Annotated in this window: 11 protein-coding genes; 7 read left to right on the forward strand and 4 right to left on the reverse strand. The window is 41.5% G+C overall.

The annotated features are described in order from the left end of the window. Positions 1-39: 39 nt before the first annotated feature. Together SOLCA_RS12985 and SOLCA_RS12990 are read right to left on the reverse strand one after the other, a co-directional pair. A complete protein-coding gene (locus SOLCA_RS12985; RefSeq protein ID WP_014680915.1) occupies positions 40-345 on the reverse strand; it encodes a GNAT family N-acetyltransferase in 306 nt (101 codons plus the stop codon). 300 nt (positions 346-645) lie between these two features. Continuing rightward, positions 646-1059 (reverse strand): hypothetical protein, encoded by a 414-nt coding sequence (locus SOLCA_RS12990; RefSeq protein WP_014680916.1) that lies wholly within the window; start codon positions 1057-1059, stop codon positions 646-648. A 125-nt stretch (positions 1060-1184) separates the two neighbouring features. Between SOLCA_RS12990 and SOLCA_RS12995 the strand changes: the two genes are divergently transcribed. The 7 genes from SOLCA_RS12995 (at position 1185) to SOLCA_RS13025 (ending at position 7815) form a co-directional block, all read left to right on the forward strand. Continuing rightward, positions 1185-1835, forward strand: a complete 651-nt coding sequence (locus SOLCA_RS12995; RefSeq protein WP_014680917.1) for an RNA polymerase sigma factor — start codon at positions 1185-1187, stop codon at positions 1833-1835. A 301-nt stretch (positions 1836-2136) separates the two neighbouring features. Continuing rightward, positions 2137-3588 (forward strand): Fe-S cluster assembly protein SufB, encoded by a 1452-nt coding sequence (sufB, locus tag SOLCA_RS13000; RefSeq protein WP_014680918.1) that lies wholly within the window; start codon positions 2137-2139, stop codon positions 3586-3588. Between the two features lie 65 nt (positions 3589-3653). After that, complete coding sequence (sufC, locus tag SOLCA_RS13005; RefSeq protein ID WP_014680919.1) at positions 3654-4415, forward strand: Fe-S cluster assembly ATPase SufC; 762 nt, start codon at positions 3654-3656, stop codon at positions 4413-4415. A 26-nt stretch (positions 4416-4441) separates the two neighbouring features. Then, positions 4442-5740: a Fe-S cluster assembly protein SufD gene (sufD, locus tag SOLCA_RS13010; RefSeq protein ID WP_014680920.1), complete on the forward strand. Its 1299-nt coding sequence runs from the start codon at positions 4442-4444 to the stop codon at positions 5738-5740. 15 nt (positions 5741-5755) lie between these two features. Then, positions 5756-6997 (forward strand): aminotransferase class V-fold PLP-dependent enzyme, encoded by a 1242-nt coding sequence (locus SOLCA_RS13015; RefSeq protein WP_014680921.1) that lies wholly within the window; start codon positions 5756-5758, stop codon positions 6995-6997. 2 nt (positions 6998-6999) lie between these two features. Continuing rightward, positions 7000-7437: a SufE family protein gene (locus SOLCA_RS13020; RefSeq protein ID WP_042481283.1), complete on the forward strand. Its 438-nt coding sequence runs from the start codon at positions 7000-7002 to the stop codon at positions 7435-7437. A 48-nt stretch (positions 7438-7485) separates the two neighbouring features. Further along, the gene (locus tag SOLCA_RS13025; RefSeq protein WP_014680923.1) at positions 7486-7815 is read left to right on the forward strand and encodes an iron-sulfur cluster assembly protein; all 330 of its coding nucleotides are present in this window, start codon (positions 7486-7488) and stop codon (positions 7813-7815) included. 150 nt (positions 7816-7965) lie between these two features. On the opposite strand, the gene SOLCA_RS13030 is transcribed toward SOLCA_RS13025, so the two are convergent. Both SOLCA_RS13030 and SOLCA_RS13035 read right to left on the reverse strand, forming a co-directional pair. After that, positions 7966-8877 carry a PorP/SprF family type IX secretion system membrane protein gene (locus SOLCA_RS13030; protein ID WP_014680924.1) on the reverse strand — a complete coding sequence of 304 codons (912 nt, stop codon included), beginning with the start codon at positions 8875-8877 and terminating at the stop codon, positions 7966-7968. A gap of 11 nt (positions 8878-8888) precedes the next feature. After that, positions 8889-18269: an MBG domain-containing protein gene (locus SOLCA_RS13035; RefSeq protein WP_014680925.1), complete on the reverse strand. Its 9381-nt coding sequence runs from the start codon at positions 18267-18269 to the stop codon at positions 8889-8891. Positions 18270-18274 lie beyond the last annotated feature (5 nt).

The following is an 18274-nucleotide window of genomic DNA, read 5'->3' on the forward strand; positions in this document are numbered from 1 at the left end:
TGCTTTTTTTTAATTAAAACTTGTTGATAACGCGTTAACCTAAATGGTAACTCCTTCATCCACAATCCGCAGCCATTCCTGATGTCTTTTTAGGTATGCTACTACAAGTGGACAAAGTGGAACTAGTTTGTAATTGTTCTTTTCGATGTAATCCAATGTTTTTTCAATGATGGCAGTAGCAGCACCTCTCCCTTCCAATTCTTTCGGGGCTTCCGTATGTATTAGCCATATTTTTCCGTTTTTTTCTTTATAATCGATAAATGCTGTGTAACCTTCAACAGTCATTTCAAACCGATGAGAAGTTTCATTTTTTACCAGCTCAAGGTTTATATATTCTTCTTTCATATTTATTGAAATTAAGAGAGGATTTATGGATATAAAATTAATACCGGAACAGGTGTGTTTCCAATAATATAGATTAAGAAAATTAAGTTAAGCAAATAAGGATAAATAAGCAGCCAATAACTAAAAATAGCCCTATTCATAAACAAATAAGGTTCTTTCGTTTTAAAAAAATCAACAGCCTAATAAAACACCCTTGTAAATAGTTGAATTTACAAGGGTGTTGTATTGCGTGACCATTCCTGTATCAAAATGTCTAATTCTTAACACTTAATCCAAATAGAAAAAGACGATAGAACGAGATTAAGTTAGCGCTGTTTTGGCTAATGAACCTGAATTTTGAGTAACACTTTGGGATAGTTTTGCCAAAGAAAAAGCACCTATAGCCATTGCCAAATCGCGTACAGCTACATCCAAATAGTTTCCACTGGCAAGCAAACTTAAAGCAATCAAAACCAACCAGGCACATACCAGGTAAGCTCCTTTTTGAGGGTTTATAAAAACAAGAATCCCTGCTACAATTTCTATCACCCCTACTATCATCATAAATACATGAGCACTAAAAGGTAGCATAGCTTCTAATGAAGGATGTAAGTATTTAGACCAGTCCGTTAATAAATTCGTAAATTTATCAGCCCCGGCTACAATTGGGATAATTCCATAACTGAACTTCAATAGCGTTTGAACTCCAGTTAATGTTTTGCTCGAATGTTCCATATTATTTTTGATTTATATCCATTAGAGAGTCGTAACCTCAAAAGGGTTACAAAATTTAATTGATAAATTGTTGTAACCTTTTAGCCATTTAATACTCTATAAGCATATTCCTATTTCGTTTTTTTATGATAACAAAAAAGCAAATCGATAATAACACCTTAAGCGATGAGGAAATTGTGAAAAGGATCGTAAATGGAGAAAGTTACCTATATGAGCACTTGATGCGTAAATTCAACCTTCGTTTATTTAGGATCAGCATGTCAATTATAAATGATGAAATGGAGGCTGATGACGTTATGCAAACTGCTTATATCAACGCTTATATGCAACTTTCCAATTTTCAACACAAATCAAGTTTTAGTACCTGGCTTACACGAATTTTGATCAACGAAAGTTTGTTGCATAAAAAGAGAAAACTAAAACAAACGCAACTATTGGCAGCTCAAACAGATAATGAATACAGTAATGATAATCCACTAAGAAGGCTCATGAACAAGGAACTGAAAGTAATTCTTGAAAAAGCTGTTTCTACCTTGCCCGAGAAATACAGACTAGTGTTTGTAATGCGAGAAATAGAAGAGATGAGTGTTAATGAAACAATGGAAATCCTGAACCTGGGCGAATCGAATGTAAAAGTCCGTTTAAACAGAGCTAAAGAAATGCTGCGAAGCGAGTTGAGCATCTATTATAAAACAAATGAGGTTTTCGAGTTTAATCTTATTCGATGTGACCGAGTAGTGAATTTTGTTATGAATAAGATTAATAAAGAAAGTTAACGTTTATAGCATACCCCTCCCCTTCAGACAGGATTAAAACTAAATCTGTCATCAATAGAAAGAAACTTCTTTCATCTGGTTATACCATCTATATAAACTCCAAATAATCAGCACCTACGGTTCAATCAGCAAAAAACCGTAACTTGTATTGAGGCTTTAAATACCATTTTCTTAACATAAAAATTCTTGCCTCCTTTTTACTGTCAGCTTATTCATCAAAAAAATATTCATTCATTTAGAATCAATCTAAACAATAGTTATAATTAAATGTTAAAGATTATAGATTACTGAATTACCTGATATGAGCACTAACAATAAAGATCTAATTACGGAAATCACCGGTTCGGAATATAAATATGGGTTTTATACCGATATAGAAATGGAATTTGCGCCAAATGGATTGAATGAAGACATCATTCGCTTTATTTCTGCCAAAAAAAATGAACCAGAATTTATGCTTGAATGGCGTTTAAAGGCCTTCCATTATTGGCAAACGATTGAAGAACCAAGGTACTGGCCTAACATTACCTATCCAGAGATCGATTACCAGGCCATCAGCTATTTTGCTGCTCCTAAACAACCGAAGAAATACAACAGTTTAGATGAAGTGGATCCTGTTTTAAAAGCAACCTTTGAAAAGCTGGGAATTTCTTTGGAAGAGCAAAAACGATTTGCAGGTGTGGCCGTAGACGCGGTATTTGATTCGGTTTCCATTGCTACCACTTTTAAAGAAAAACTGAAAGATGCTGGCGTTATCTTCTGCTCAATCAGCGAAGCAATTCAAGAACACCCGGAATTGATAAAGAAATACATGGGAACAGTGGTGCCGCTCACTGATAATTTCTTTGCTTCATTAAACTCAGCCGTATTTACCGATGGGTCATTTGTGTATGTTCCAAAGGGAGTACGCTGCCCGATGGAGTTATCTACTTATTTCAGGATCAACGCTGAAAACACCGGACAGTTTGAACGGACTTTAATTATTGCGGATGAAGGTGCTTATGTGAGTTACCTGGAAGGCTGTACCGCTCCTATGCGTGATGAAAACCAGCTTCATGCAGCTGTAGTGGAACTTATTGCGCTCGATAATGCGGAAATAAAATATTCAACTGTACAGAATTGGTACCCGGGAGACAAAGATGGTAAAGGTGGAATTTTCAACTTCGTTACCAAACGGGGAATCTGTTCAGGTAAAAACTCAAAAATCTCCTGGACACAGGTAGAAACCGGATCCGCTATTACCTGGAAATACCCTAGCGTTATTTTAAAAGGGGATAATTCTATTGGAGAGTTTTACTCAATAGCTGTAACCAATAACATGCAACAGGCCGATACAGGAACAAAAATGATTCACCTGGGCTCCAACACGCGTAGTCGCATTATTTCAAAAGGTATTGCCGCCGGAAAAAGCAATAATACTTACCGGGGACTGGTTAGAGCAGCCAAAAAAGCGGACAATGTGCGTAATTACACCCAATGTGATTCATTGCTGATAGGCGATAAATGTGGCGCTCATACTTTTCCATACATCGAAACTAAAAACAACACAGCTCATATTGAGCACGAGGCCACTACCTCCAAAATTGGGGATGATCAATTATTCTATTGCAATCAGCGAGGAATCGGCCCTGAAGAAGCTGTAGGGTTGATTGTAAACGGTTATTGTCGGGAAGTGTTAAATCAATTACCGATGGAATTTGCAGTTGAAGCCCAAAAACTATTAGCCGTAAGTCTGGAAGGAAGTGTTGGATAATGCTCAATGGGAGCTATGAGATCAGCAGTATTGCTTTAATTAACTAATCTAAAATCAGTTCTGAAATGCTGAAAATTAAAAATCTGAAAGCCGGTATTGGCGACAAAGAAATATTAAAAGGAATTAGCCTTGAAGTGAAGCCAGGAGAAATTCATGCCATTATGGGACCCAATGGGTCGGGAAAAAGCACGTTGGCTTCTGTATTGGCCGGACGAGAAACCTATGAAGTAACAGGTGGTTCAGTGTATTTTAACGATCAAAACCTGCTGGACTTGGCACCAGAGGAGCGGGCAAGAGAAGGGATTTTTTTGGCCTTCCAATATCCTGTTGAAATTCCCGGAGTAAGTTCTACTGTCTTTTTGAAAACTGCCCTGAATGAAGTACGAAAACATAAAGGATTAGAACCTTTGGATGCAGTAGAGTTTCTTAAACTACTAAAAGAGAAAATGAAATTTGTGGAGATCGACAAAGCATTACTTAGTCGTTCTTTAAACGAAGGGTTTTCGGGAGGTGAGAAAAAGCGAAATGAAATTTTCCAAATGGCCCTGCTCGACCCTAAACTGGCCATTCTTGATGAAACCGATTCTGGACTGGATATTGATGCTTTAAAATTGGTCGCGAATGGCGTTAACAAATTGCGTAATAAGGATAACGCATTCATTGTGATTACTCACTATCAGCGGCTACTGGAATATATTGTTCCTGATTTTGTACATGTGTTGCACCAAGGGAAAATTGTAAGATCTGGCACTAAGGAGCTTGCTTTAGAATTAGAAGAAAAAGGATATGACTGGCTTAAAGATGAAGTTCTAGCTGATCCTAAGTAACCCTTAATCTGTAATTTTTACTAAATATGATTACCACAGAGCTAACTGATATAAAATCGAAAGTAATAGCATGGTTTGAGTCTTTGCCTGTTGATCTGGCAAATGCAGAACAGCGTAAAACTGCTTTGTCTAATTTTCTGGAAGGAGGCTTCCCTACTATTAAAAATGAGGATTGGAAATACACGAGCGTCAACAAAATTGTAAACATTCCGTACGAGCTCACAACAACTTCAACTGGTAGTTTTACACAAAAAGAGCTGTCGCAGTTTCCGTTTACTAACCTTGATGTCTACTACCAAGTATTTATCAATGGTCATTATAATGCCCGGCTTTCCAACTTTCCTAGCACAGAGAACGGACTTACTATTTCTCATTTAAGTGATCCTGCAGCAAAGGAACTAGCAAACAAATATTTCAATACGGTGGCCAAAAATGATTCAGGTTTTGCATCACTTAACACCGCATTGACTACCGATGGTACCCTTATCCATCTTTCACCGGGAAAGAATTTAGACAAGCCTTTATTCCTGGTATTTATTGCCGATTCAAGGATTGAAACGCCCTTAATTCAGCCTAGAAATATAATTGTGGCCGAAAAAAATAATGAGCTGCAACTGGTTGAACTCTTTCTATCCATAGGCGAAAATCAAAGCCTGACCAATTCGATAACCGAAGTTCTTTGTGGAGAAAATGCACATATCGACTACACAAAAATTCATCTGGAGGGTGACAATAATTATCATGTTGCTACCACTCAATTCGAGTTGCTTAGGGATGCGTCTGTTTCTTCACATACGTTAAGTATTGATGGGGGCTTTATCCGAAATAACCTGAATTTTGTATTGAAGGATAAAAACTGCAATGTTTTACTCAATGGAATTTACCTTCCCAATAGGCAGCAGTTTATGGACAATCATACATTGGTTGATCATGCATCGCCCGAGTGTTATAGCAATGAACTCTATAAAGGTATTGTAAACGATAGTGGAACAGCTGTTTTCAATGGCAAAATCATGGTACGGCGCGATGCACAAAAAACCAACGCTTACCAGCGAAATATGAACATGTTGTTAAGTACGGAAGGCAGTGTGAACACCAAACCTCAACTGGAAATTTTTGCTGATGATGTGCGATGTACGCACGGGGCAACAACAGGACAAATTGATGAAGAAGCTGTTTTTTACCTTCGGTCGAGAGGACTTTCAGCAGAAAATGCCAAAACACTGTTGATGAATGCCTTTGCCGATGAAATTATAGAGCACCTTAAAGTGGAGGATATCAAAAAAAAGTTAAAGAAATTGATATCGGCTAAATTAACCCAATAGATGACATAAGTGAAGATGAAAGACCAGCTAATTGAATCTAAATTTAACGTGGAGGCCATCAGAAAGGTATTTCCGGTACTAAACCAGGAGATAAACGGTTATCCCTTGATCTATTTTGATAATGCCGCAACCTCTCAAAAACCCCAGCAAGTAACAGACGTGCTTCTGCGTTACTATCATACCGATAATGCAAATATCCACAGAGGCATACATACTTTAGCCGAAAGGGCAACCAGTGCCTTTGAAGAAACACGGGAAGCTGTAAAAGATTTTATTCATGCTGCGGAAGTTGAAGAGATCATTTTTACTAAAGGCACTACTGAAGGAATCAATCTTGTTGCACAAACATTTGGCAAGGCTAACCTGATAGAAGGAGATGAAGTGATTATTTCAACCATGGAACATCACTCCAATATTGTTCCCTGGCAAATGATCTGTAATGAAAAAGGTGCCAAACTCAAAATACTTCCTATTACCAATGAAGGTGAACTGATTTGGGAGACTGCAGAGCAATTGATTACGTCGAAAACCAAAATCGTAGCTCTAGTTTTTGCCTCGAACTCGTTGGGTTCAATAAATCCTGTTCAAAAAATAATTGAATTGGCCCATAATGCGGGAGCAAAAGTATTGTTGGATGCCGCTCAGGCAGCCGCTCACCTCGAAATAGATGTACAGAAATTGGATTGCGATTTCCTGGTATTTTCCGGACATAAAATTTATGGACCTACTGGTGTTGGCGTATTATATGGAAAAAGGGCGCTACTAGAGGCGATGCCTCCTTACCAGGGTGGCGGTGAAATGATTCAGGAGGTAACTTTTGAGAAAACCACCTATAATGAACTTCCTTATAAATTCGAAGCCGGAACTCCCAATATTGCCGATGTAATTGCTTTGCAAGCTGCCATCCATTTTATCAATAAAATTGGAAAGGAGGTGATTGCCAAACATGAGCACCGCCTGATGGTTCGTGCAACGGAAGGATTAAAAAGAATTCCTGAAATTAAGTTGATTGGAACAACCAAAAACAAAATAGGTATTGTTTCATTTCTAATAGAGGGTATGCATCACTTAGATGTAGGTATTGTGCTTGATGCCAAAGGGATAGCGATACGAACCGGTCATCACTGCACACAACCTCTTATGAATTTCCTTAAGATTGAGGGTACCTGCCGGGCTTCATTTGCAGTTTATAATACCGAACAGGAAGTTGATTTCTTTTTAGAAAGCGTAGCCCGAATTGTTGCAAGGAGGAAATGAAAATGCATAAAACCGTAAACGACATACAAGAAGAGATAATCGATGAGTTTTCATTTTTAGGAGACGATAGAGAAAGTGCTGTTTTCTACATGATGGAGCTGGGAAATAAGCTTGCACCTCTTGATGATCGCTATAAAACAGAGGAATTCATAGTGAAAGGCTGCCAATCAAAGGTATGGTTGACAACTGACTTTACGGATGGCAAAGTCATCTTTAAAGCCGACAGTAATACGGAAATCACTAAAGGTTTGATCAGTATGTTGATACGTATCTGGAGCGAGCGAACACCTGAAGAAATCATCAATACTGATTTATATTTTATAGATAAGATTGGGATGAAAAACATGGTGGGTTCGCAGCGCTCGAATGGGTTTGCAGCGATGATTAAACTAATGAAATCATACGCTCTGGCCTACCAAACCAAAGAACGGGTAAATTAGCCTTTAGGGATTAATCCACTTGTCATACTTTAACAAAATACTTTCGACATGGAAACCAATTCAAAAAAAACATTTGTGGAAGTTCAGCTCGAAGCTATTGCCGCTGTGCAAACCTGCTACGATCCGGAAATCTCTGTAAACATTTACGAACTGGGCTTGATCTATGAAATAAACGTCTCGGTAGATCTGGATGTTCAAGTGATCATGACATTAACCTCTGCTTTCTGCCCAGCAGCTCAAACATTGCCACTAGAAGTTCAACATAAGATAGAAGCTATTGAAGGTGTAAAAACTGTAACTGTTGAAATGACTTTCGATCCTCCATGGACACAAGATATGATGAGTGAAGCAGCTAAACTGGAGCTAGGTCTTTTGTAAAAGTAGCTATAATGAAGGACGATTGATATTGTTACCGATCTATTGCCCCGATAGAGACATCTTAAATTGGCAACTTGAGTCTAATTAAAAACGGAAAAGCCTTATTCAATAATGAATAAGGCTTTTCCGTTTTAATTAGGTGTAGATTTATTACCTGCTTTTTGTAAACAGAGAAATCTTCATGTTCAATGATAAGTTACCATCTGTATACGTTCTTAATGCTTTAGTTTCAGATGTATACAATGCAAGCAATTGTATTCTTGAAAGCATGTTAACGCCAAGACCTACCGTATAACTCTTTGTTGAGTGATAAATAGCCTGAATATCAGCCAGGTTACTAGCAACCTTAACATTTACGCCTGCATCCCAAATATCGGTATTGCCTTTTACCATGGTGTATGAAAGCTTTGGCTCAATACTGCTTAGCTCTTCTCCCATATTAATTTTATAGGATGCAGCTGAATAAAGAACCGAGCGATCGATGGTACTGTAGGTTTCTTTCACAATGTAATTGCGAATGGTAGGCATAGCCGCCTGCAGTGTTAATCCACTACCTGTGTAAGCAATACCAAAATCACCGTCCATATAAGCTCCTCTGGAGTTATACTCCTGTAGTGAAGGGTCGTTCTGATCTCCATCCACCTCGTTAATCGGTAAACTGTTATTTTCAACAGCTGCCGATAGACCAAAGTGTAATGTTTGTCCGTCACCACCTACAGGTAAGTGGTAGGCATATGATAATGCCACACGTGTTTTAGTTAACAGCCCCGCTTTTTGGTTCGATAAATTAAGACCTAACCCTACTCTTTTACCTAAATTATAATCGGCAGTAAGCAATTTATTCACCGAAGAGCCCGGCATATCATCATACTGTTTATTATATGACAGGTTTAAATTCAAACTTGAATCTATACCGGCCATTGCCGCATTTGCCTGGTATTGGTTAAAGAAAAATTGAGCCGGACCAGGGTTACGTTGTGCCTGGGCGGAATAGGTAATTCCGCCAAGTAACAAGGTTAGTAAGATCAGCTGTTTGCTTATATTTTTTGTTAATGATTTCATGTCTGATTCCGTTAGTCGCGAACAATGGTGATATAACCTTTATACAATTTTGAACCATTACCTAAATCAATGATATAATAATAGGTGTCTTCATGTAGAGGTTCCCCATTAATGGTTCCATCCCACTCATTTAAATACCCTGATTTAGTATAGATCATTCGTCCTGCTTTGTCAAATATTTTGACAAGGTTGTTAGGATAGCTTTCAATGTTTCTAACTAGCCATTTATCATTGTATCCATCGCCATTAGGAGTAATAACATTGGTAGCATTAAGTTTGAAATCTTCAACCACCTCAATTGTTATCGATTGCTCAACAACACATCCCTTAGCATTATATCCCTTCACTGAATAAGTTGTTGTTTGCATAGGGCGAACCTGTACCATCGGATCATTTTTACTACCTATAATTCCGTCCACGTTTGCCCACTCGTAAGTAGTTGCATTACCTACCGCAGAAAGTTCAACTATGTCTCCTTTGGATATTTTCAATGAGGACACATTGCTCTTAACCGTAAAGATTGGTAATGCATTTACCGTTAGCTTAAATGATTGTTCAGCAAGATCAACTCCCCCATTAGCTACACCTCCATTGTCTTTTACGCTTACTTTAACAATTGCATCACCAACAGCGTTTGGAGCCAACACATAGCGAATAGTGGCTTTTCCGTTACTACCCTTAACAATTACAAGCTTGTCAAAGATGTTTCTATCAGACTGGATACTTAAGGTATAAGTTTGACCAGATTCAGGTCCGGCACTAATTCCAGTAACCGCAATTTGTTCTTCACCGGTAGTATGACAAAGTTCTTTATCACTTAGCGGATCAATTGTAGGTTTTTCGTTCACATCGTTAATCGTGATTACGAAAGTTTTCTCTAACCAAATATTACTTTGCGTGGTTGATCGAACACGAATATTAAATGTTGATTTTTGTTCAAAATCAAAGCTTCCTACTGTATTGATCGCATTACCATTAATAACAAATAATGCATTATCGGTATCGCCAGAACCCGGTACTAACGAATAAGTATACGTTGCAGCAGGATTTCCTGATGTACTGCTCAATGAACCGGCAGATGATCCTGCAGGTCTGTTCTCATAAAGAGTAGCAGTCGCTAATATAATATCCGTTGGTGCCGCAGCTTTTACCTTCATCGTACCACCCACATAAGTAATGGTATAGTTGGTTGATACTGCTCCATTAGCTGTAATAGTGTAATCACCCGTCAAGCTTGCTGACGTTGCTGTGGTCGAAACAGCAGGTTGTGCTGTTAGGCTATTATTATCATCACCGTTTGCAAAGCCATTATAACTAACAGTTAAAGCAGGAACTGCATCACCTTCAAACATTTCTTTATTATCAGCAGTAATTGTCAACTGTTTAGGAGTGATGGCAAAATTATCACCAACATAACTAATAGCATAGTTAGCGCCTGCACTTAAGCTTCCCTGGTTAATTGCATAAGTTGCAACATTTTCACCCGAAGTTCTAGCTAAAGCTCCTGTAAATGAATCTCCGGCAGCTAACGGGCCACCTGTAGTAATGCTATAAGCTAAAACAGGATCAGCTGAGCCATACTCTTTTGTTTGTCCGGCTGTTGCAGTTACTGTAATTGCTTTGGCTGTAATATCTCCGGAAACAGTGAATGTATTAAGAACATAATTGTTATTATCAGCTCCAGATAAAACTAAACCATTAATTGTAACAGGCTTAGCAACACCTACATCCTTTGAATTATACCTAGCAGAAGCATACTGTACCTGAACATCATCCGTTCCGACTAAACCATTTGCTGCGGTGAAGCCATTAAAGTTAACTACCGCTAAATCAGTTCCATCGTACACTTTACTGATTATTCCTGCAGTCGCAGTAATAGGTTTTGCAGTGATTTCACCAGTAGTAGTTGCACTGGTAGTGGTTAAGGTATAATAGTCTTTTTGCAAACCTGAAAGAACAAAACCATTTACAGTTATAGTTTTGCCAGCCCCTGTATTTTTATTATCATACTGAGCTGTTCCGGTAACAGTTACATCATCTGCTCCTACTAAACCATTTAACTGATAATTTGTAACTACAAGACTAGCTTGAGCATCACCATTATATTGTTTTGTGATTACAGGAGCTGCATTTAACGATACTGTAATATCCTTACGGTTAATCGTTAACGTAGCTGTTGTAGATGCTGCAAGATGATTTGCATCAGCAGCCTGTGCAGCTGTTATCGTAACCACACCCGGTTTATGAATAGTAACGGTACTACCAGTTATCGATGCGATTGTGGCATCACTACTTGCATATGAAAATGCCCCTGTACTATTAGATGTTGGTGCATTTAGTGCAAAGTCAACATCTCCGTAGTTTTTGGTTAAAGTAGCAAATCCGCTTAATGTTGCTGGCTCGATAATACTGAATGTTTCAGTATGAATACATCCATTAGCATCGGTTACTGTTACCGTATAAGCTCCGGCAGCAAGACCTGATGCAGTTGCGCCAGTTCCACCGCTTGGTGCCCATGAATAGGTATAGGTTCCTGTACCACCTGTTACATTAACCGTTGCAGAACCATCATTACCACCTGCTGAACTAACATTATTTTGTGACGTACTTGCAGCTAATATAGTTGGCTCAGTAATCATGAAGCTTTGGGTTGTAAAACAACCATTAGCATCAGTTACCGTTACCGTATAAGTTCCGGCAGTAAGACCTGTTGCTGTTGCAGCAGTACCTCCGCTTGGCGCCCATGCATACGTATAAATTCCGGTACCTCCGGTTACATTAACCGTTGCGCTTCCATTTGAACCACCATTACAACTCACATTTGTCTGCGATCCGGCAATAGCCACTAAAGCAGCTGGTTCGGTAATTGTAAAGCTCTGGGTTGCTGTACAACCATTCGCGTCTGTTACCGTTATGGTATAGGTTCCAGCGGCAAGACCTGATGCGGTTGCAGCAGTTCCTCCACTTGGAGCCCATGCATAAGTATAAGTTCCGGTACCTCCTGTTACGTTTACGGTTGCAGAACCATTGCTTCCACCGTTACAAGATACATTGGTTTGTGATCCTGCTGAAGCAACTAATAAAGTTGGTTCGGTAATGGTGAAGCTTTGAGTGGTTGTACAACTGTTCGCATCGGTTACTGTTACTGTATAAGTTCCGGCTGCAAGTCCGGATGCGGTTGCAGCTGTTCCTCCGCTTGGAGCCCATGAATAAGTATATGCTCCAGTACCTCCGGTTACATTAACTGTTGCGCTTCCGTTTGACCCACCGTTACAGCTCACATTTGTTTGTGCTCCGACAGAAGCTACCAATGAAGCTGGTTCGGTAATGGTGAAGCTTTGAGTTGTTGTACAACTGTTTGCATCGGTTACCGTTACTGTATAGGTTCCCGCAGCAAGACCTGATGCAGTTGCAGCAGTACCTCCGCTTGGTGCCCAACTATAGTTATAGCCAGGAGTTCCTCCCGTTACACTCACCGTTGCCGTTCCGTTTGCTCCGCCGTTACAGCTTACATTCGTTTGAGAATTTGCCGTAGCCACTAACGCAGAAGGCTGAGTAATGGTGAAGCTTTGTGTATCGGTACATCCGTTTGCATCGGTTACCGTTACGGTATAAGTTCCGGCAGTAAGACCTGTTGCTGTTGCAGCAGTGCCTCCACTTGGTGCCCATGAATAAGTATAGGTTCCGGTTCCTCCTGTTACGGCAACTGTAGCCGATCCGGTTGCAGAACCATTACAAGCAATATTGGTTTGTGCACTAGCTGTTGCATTTAATACCGCTGGCTCAGTAATGGTGAAGCTTTGAGTTGTTGTACAACTGTTCGCATCCGTTACCGTTACTGTATACGTTCCAGCTGCAAGACCGCTTGCTGTTGCTGCAGTGCCTCCGCTTGGTGCCCATGCATAAGTATAAGTTCCGGTACCTCCTGTTACGTTTACGGTTGCAGAACCATTGCTTCCACCGTTACAAGATACATTGGTTTGTGATCCTGCTGAAGCAACTAATAAAGTTGGTTCGGTAATGGTGAAGCTTTGAGTGGTTGTACAACTGTTCGCATCGGTTACTGTTACTGTATAAGTTCCGGCTGCAAGTCCGGATGCGGTTGCAGCTGTTCCTCCGCTTGGAGCCCATGAATAAGTATATGCTCCAGTACCTCCGGTTACATTAACTGTTGCGCTTCCGTTTGACCCACCGTTACAGCTCACATTTGTTTGTGCTCCGACAGAAGCTACCAATGAAGCTGGTTCGGTAATGGTGAAGCTTTGAGTTGTTGTACAACTGTTTGCATCGGTTACCGTTACTGTATAGGTTCCCGCAGCAAGACCTGATGCAGTTGCAGCAGTACCTCCGCTTGGTGCCCAACTATAGTTATAGCCAGGAGTTCCTCCCGTTACACTAACCGTTGCCGTTCCGTTTGCTCCGCCGTTACAGCTTACATTCGTTTGAGAATTTGCCGTAGCCACTAACGCAGAAGGCTGAGTAATGGTGAAGCTTTGTGTATCGGTACATCCGTTTGCATCGGTTACCGTTACGGTATAAGTTCCGGCAGTAAGACCTGTTGCTGTTGCAGCAGTGCCTCCACTTGGTGCCCATGAATAAGTATAGGTTCCGGTTCCTCCTGTTACGGCAACTGTAGCCGATCCGGTTGCAGAACCATTACAAGCAATATTGGTTTGTGCACTAGCTGTTGCATTTAATACCGCTGGCTCAGTAATGGTGAAGCTTTGAGTTGTTGTACAACTGTTCGCATCCGTTACCGTTACTGTATACGTTCCAGCTGCAAGACCGCTTGCTGTTGCTGCAGTGCCTCCGCTTGGTGCCCATGAATAAGTATATCCAGCAGTTCCTCCGGTTACAGCAACTGTTGCAGTTCCGTTTGTTCCACCGTTACAAGATACATTCGTTTGTGCTCCCGCTGAAGCTACTAATGAAGCAGGTTCGGTAATAGTGAAGCTTTGAGTGGTTGTACAAGTGTTCGCATCGGTTACTGTTACCGTATAAGTTCCGGCTGCAAGACCTGTTGCTGTTGCAGCAGTGCCTCCGCTTGGAGCCCATGAATAGGTATATGCTCCAGTACCCCCGGTTACATTAACTGTTGCGCTTCCGTTTGCTCCGCCGTTACAGCTCACATTTGTTTGCGCTCCTACTGAAGCTACCAACGAAGCTGGTTCGGTAATGGTAAAGCTTTGTGTTGTAGTACATCCATTTGCATCGGTTACTGTTACCGTATAGGTTCCCGCAGCAAGGCCTAATGCAGTTGCAGCAGTACCTCCGCTTGGTGCCCAACTATAAGTATAACCAGGTGTTCCTCCTGTTACGTTAACTTTTGCAGTTCCGTTTGCCCCTGCATGACAGCTTACATTCGTTTGTGTACCAGCTGAAGCGATTAAAGCTGAAGGCTGCGTAATGGTGAAGCTTTGTGTATCGGTACATCCGTTTGCATCGGTTACCGTTACGGTATATGTTCCGGCAGTAAGACCTGTTGCGGTTGCAGCAGTGCCTCCACTTGGTGCCCATGAATAGGTATATGTTCCTGTACCTCCCGTAGCACTAACTGTTGCACTTCCGGTTGCTCCTCCATTACAAGCAATATTTGTTTGTGCTACAGGCGTTGCATTTAAAACAGAAGGCTCAGTAATGGTGAAACTTTGAGTTGTAGTACAACTGTTCGCATCCGTTACCGTTACTGTATACGTTCCGGCTGCAAGACCGCTTGCGGTTGCAGCAGTGCCTCCGCTTGGTGCCCAACTATAAGTATAGCCAGAAGTTCCTCCGGTTACATTAACTGTTGCAGTTCCGTTTGTTCCGCCATTACAGCTTACATTCGTTTGTGCTCCCGCTGAAGCTACTAATGAAGCAGGTTCGGTAATTGTGAAGCTTTGAGTTGTTGTACAAGCGTTACCATCGGTTACTGTTACCGTATAGGTTCCGGTTGCGAGACCTGATGCTGTTGCACCAGTACCTCCGCTTGGAGCCCATGAATAGGTATATGCTCCAGTACCACCGGTTACATTAACTGTTGCGCTTCCGTTTGCTCCGCCATTACAGCTTACATTCGTTTGCGCTCCTACTGAAGCTACCAACGAAGCAGGTTCAGTAATGGTAAAGCTTTGGGTAGCTGTACATCCGTTTGCATCGGTTACCGTTACTGTATAGGTTCCCGCAGCAAGGCCTGATGCGGTTGCTCCAGTACCTCCACTTGGTGCCCAACTATAGGTATAGCCAGGAGTTCCTCCCGTTACGTTAACTTTTGCAGTTCCGTTTGCCCCGCCGTTACAGCTTACGTTCATTTGTGTGCCAGCTGAAGCGATTAAAGCTGAAGGCTGAGTAATGGTGAAGCTTTGTGTATCGGTACATCCGTTTGCATCGGTTACCGTTACGGTATAAGTTCCGGTAGTAAGACCTGTTGCTGTTGCAGCAGTGCCTCCACTTGGTGCCCATGAATAAGTATAGCTTCCGGTTCCTCCGGTAGCACTAACTGTTGCGCTTCCGGTGGCAGAACCATTACAAGCAATGTTAGTTTGTGCTAAAGGTGTTGCTACTAAAGCTGCAGGCTCGGTAATAGTAAAGCTTTGGGTATCAGTACATCCGTTTGCATCGGTTACCGTTACGGTATACGTTCCCGCTGAAAGTCCTGTTGCGGTTGCTCCTGTGCCTCCGCTTGGTGCCCAACTATAAGTATAACTTGAAGTTCCTCCTGTTACATTAACCGTTGCACTTCCGTTTGTTCCGCCATTACAGCTTACATTCGTTTGTGCTCCGGCTGAAGCTACGAGTAAGGTTGGTTCTGTTATCGTGAAGCTTTGAGTGGTTGTACAACTGTTCGCATCGGTTACCGTTACCGTATAGGTTCCAGCCGTAAGACCTGTTGCGGTTGCAGCAGTACCTCCGCTTGGAGCCCATGAATAAGTGTAACCTGAAGTTCCTCCTGTTACACTCACTGTTGCCGTTCCGTTTGCTCCGCCGTTACAGCTTACATCCGTTTTTGATCCGACTGAAGCTACCAATGAAGTTGGTTCGGTAATAGTGAAGCTTTGTGTTGTAGTACAACTGTTAGCATCCGTTATTGTTACCGTATAGGTTCCAGCCGTGAGACCTGTTGCTGTTGCTGCAGTGCCTCCACTTGGTGCCCATGAGTAAGTATAAGTTCCTGTTCCGCCTGTTACACCAACTGTTGCGCTTCCTGTTGCATCTCCATTACAAGCAATGTTTGTTTGTGCGACAGGTGCTGCTACTAAAGCAGCTGGTTCTGTAATTGTGAAACTTTGGGTATCAGTACATCCATTCGCATCGGTTACCGTTACGGTATACGTTCCGGCAGTAAGACCTGTTGCTGTTGCAGCAGTACCTCCGCTTGGTGCCCATGAATACGTATAAGTTCCTGTTCCCCCCGTAGCGCTAACTGTTGCGCTTCCGGTTGCTCCTCCATTACAAGCAATATTGGTTTGTGAGACAGCGGTTGCACTTAATGCTGTTACTGGCTCTACAATAGTAAAGCTTTGAGTATCAGTACATGCGTTTGCATCGGTAACTGTAACCGTATATGTTCCGGCTGCTAGTCCTGTTGCTGTTGCAGCAGTTCCTCCGCTTGGTGCCCATGAGTAGGTATATCCAGCAGTTCCTCCTGTTACGCTAACTGTTGCAGTACCGTTTGCCCCACCGTTACAACTTACATTTGTTTGTGAAGCAGCCGTGGCTACTAAAGGTGATAAAGGCTGATTTACAGCAATAGATCTTGTAATCTGGCAAGAATTATTATCCGTTACTGTTACTGTATAAGTTCCCGTAGCAAGTCCTGATGCAGTTGCTGCAGTACCTCCACTTGGAGCCCATGAATAAGTATATGGTCCAGTTCCTCCTGAAGCCACTACCGTAGCAGTTCCGTTAGTTCCTCCATTACAGCTCACATCTGTTCGTGTAATGGTGCCATCCAATGCCGATAAAGGCTGATTTACAGTAACGGTTCTTGTTATCTGGCAAAGTTTGGAATCTCTTATTGTTACGGTATACGTTCCGGCTGCCAGACCTGTTGCTGTAGCATTTGAACCGCCACTAGGACTCCATGAATAAGTGTATGGGGGAGTTCCGCCTGATGCCAAAACTGTAGCTGTTCCGTTAGCTCCTCCAAAACAACTTACATCTGTTTTTGATGCTGATGCTGTTAAAGCAGAAGGTTCAGTAATAAAGAAACTTTGAGTTGTACTACAGTTATTCGCATCTCTAACCGTTACGGTGTAACTCCCTGCAGGTAAACCTGATGCAGTTGCAGCAGTTCCTCCGCTTGGGGCCCAACTATAAGTATAACCAGGAGTTCCTCCCGTTACATTAACTGTTGCTGTTCCATTTGCTCCTCCATTACAAGAAACATTGTTTATTGTTCCTGCAGAAGCAACTAAAGCTGTTGGTTGGTTGATTGTAAAGTTTTTAGTTATAGATACTGAAGCAGCATCAGTGATTGTTACTGTATAACTTCCTGCTGCAAGATTTGAAGCAGTTGCTCCAGATCCTCCGCTAGGAGACCACGAATAGGCATAAGGAGGAGTACCTCCGGATGCAACTACACCGGCAGATCCCGTGGTTGCTCCATTACACAAAATATCTGTTTGTGAGGTAGTAGCTACCAGTGGTGGCGCTGTTACAGTAAAGACCGGATTATTACCTGGAAACTCTGTTCCATTAGGGTTAAGGTCTTTTACAGCTGCTTCATCTCCAGACCAATTTGCTGTATTACTAATGGCACTTAACAGCTGGGCTTTTGTACCAGACAACGTACCAGTATATACCATGTTATCAGCATGCAATGATACGCCTGTTAAAGCAAGAGCCGTTGTTCCGCTTGTTAACGAGGCTGGCAAATAAGAGGTTGTAGCTGAAACAGTTGCTCCGGCAGTATTAAGCCAAACGCCATTTGTTCCGGTTGACCAGTTGGCAAATCCGTATATAAAAGAAGGAGATGCTTCTGATCCGGAATATATAAACCAATTATCACCTCCACTTGCAATAGGGGCACCAGACCATCCGGAAGGGGTTACTGTTCCATAGGAACTTAATCCACCAGTGACTGCTCCGCCTGCTGCAATGGTTATTTTAATCAATGTACCCGCAGGAACAGTTGTTGTTATGCCCCAGGTAATTAAACCTTCAGCTACTGTGTTACTCTGATTAAAACCACCTGCTTCTAGCCACCCTTTGTCTGTTATATAAACAGTTTGACCAGCAGTAATGCTGGCCAAAGTAACAATAGCTATCTCATCATTAGTTCCATCAGAGTTTACACCTACAATGGCTATATCCCCTGATGTTATTTGTGCATTACTTTCTAAGGCAAAACAAATTGCACATAGAAAGAACACTGTGCTAAAGACTATAGAAAATAGACTGTTTTTTTTCATAATAA

Origin of the sequence: Solitalea canadensis DSM 3403, assembly GCF_000242635.2 — a bacterium.
Taxonomy (GTDB): domain Bacteria; phylum Bacteroidota; class Bacteroidia; order Sphingobacteriales; family Sphingobacteriaceae; genus Solitalea; species Solitalea canadensis.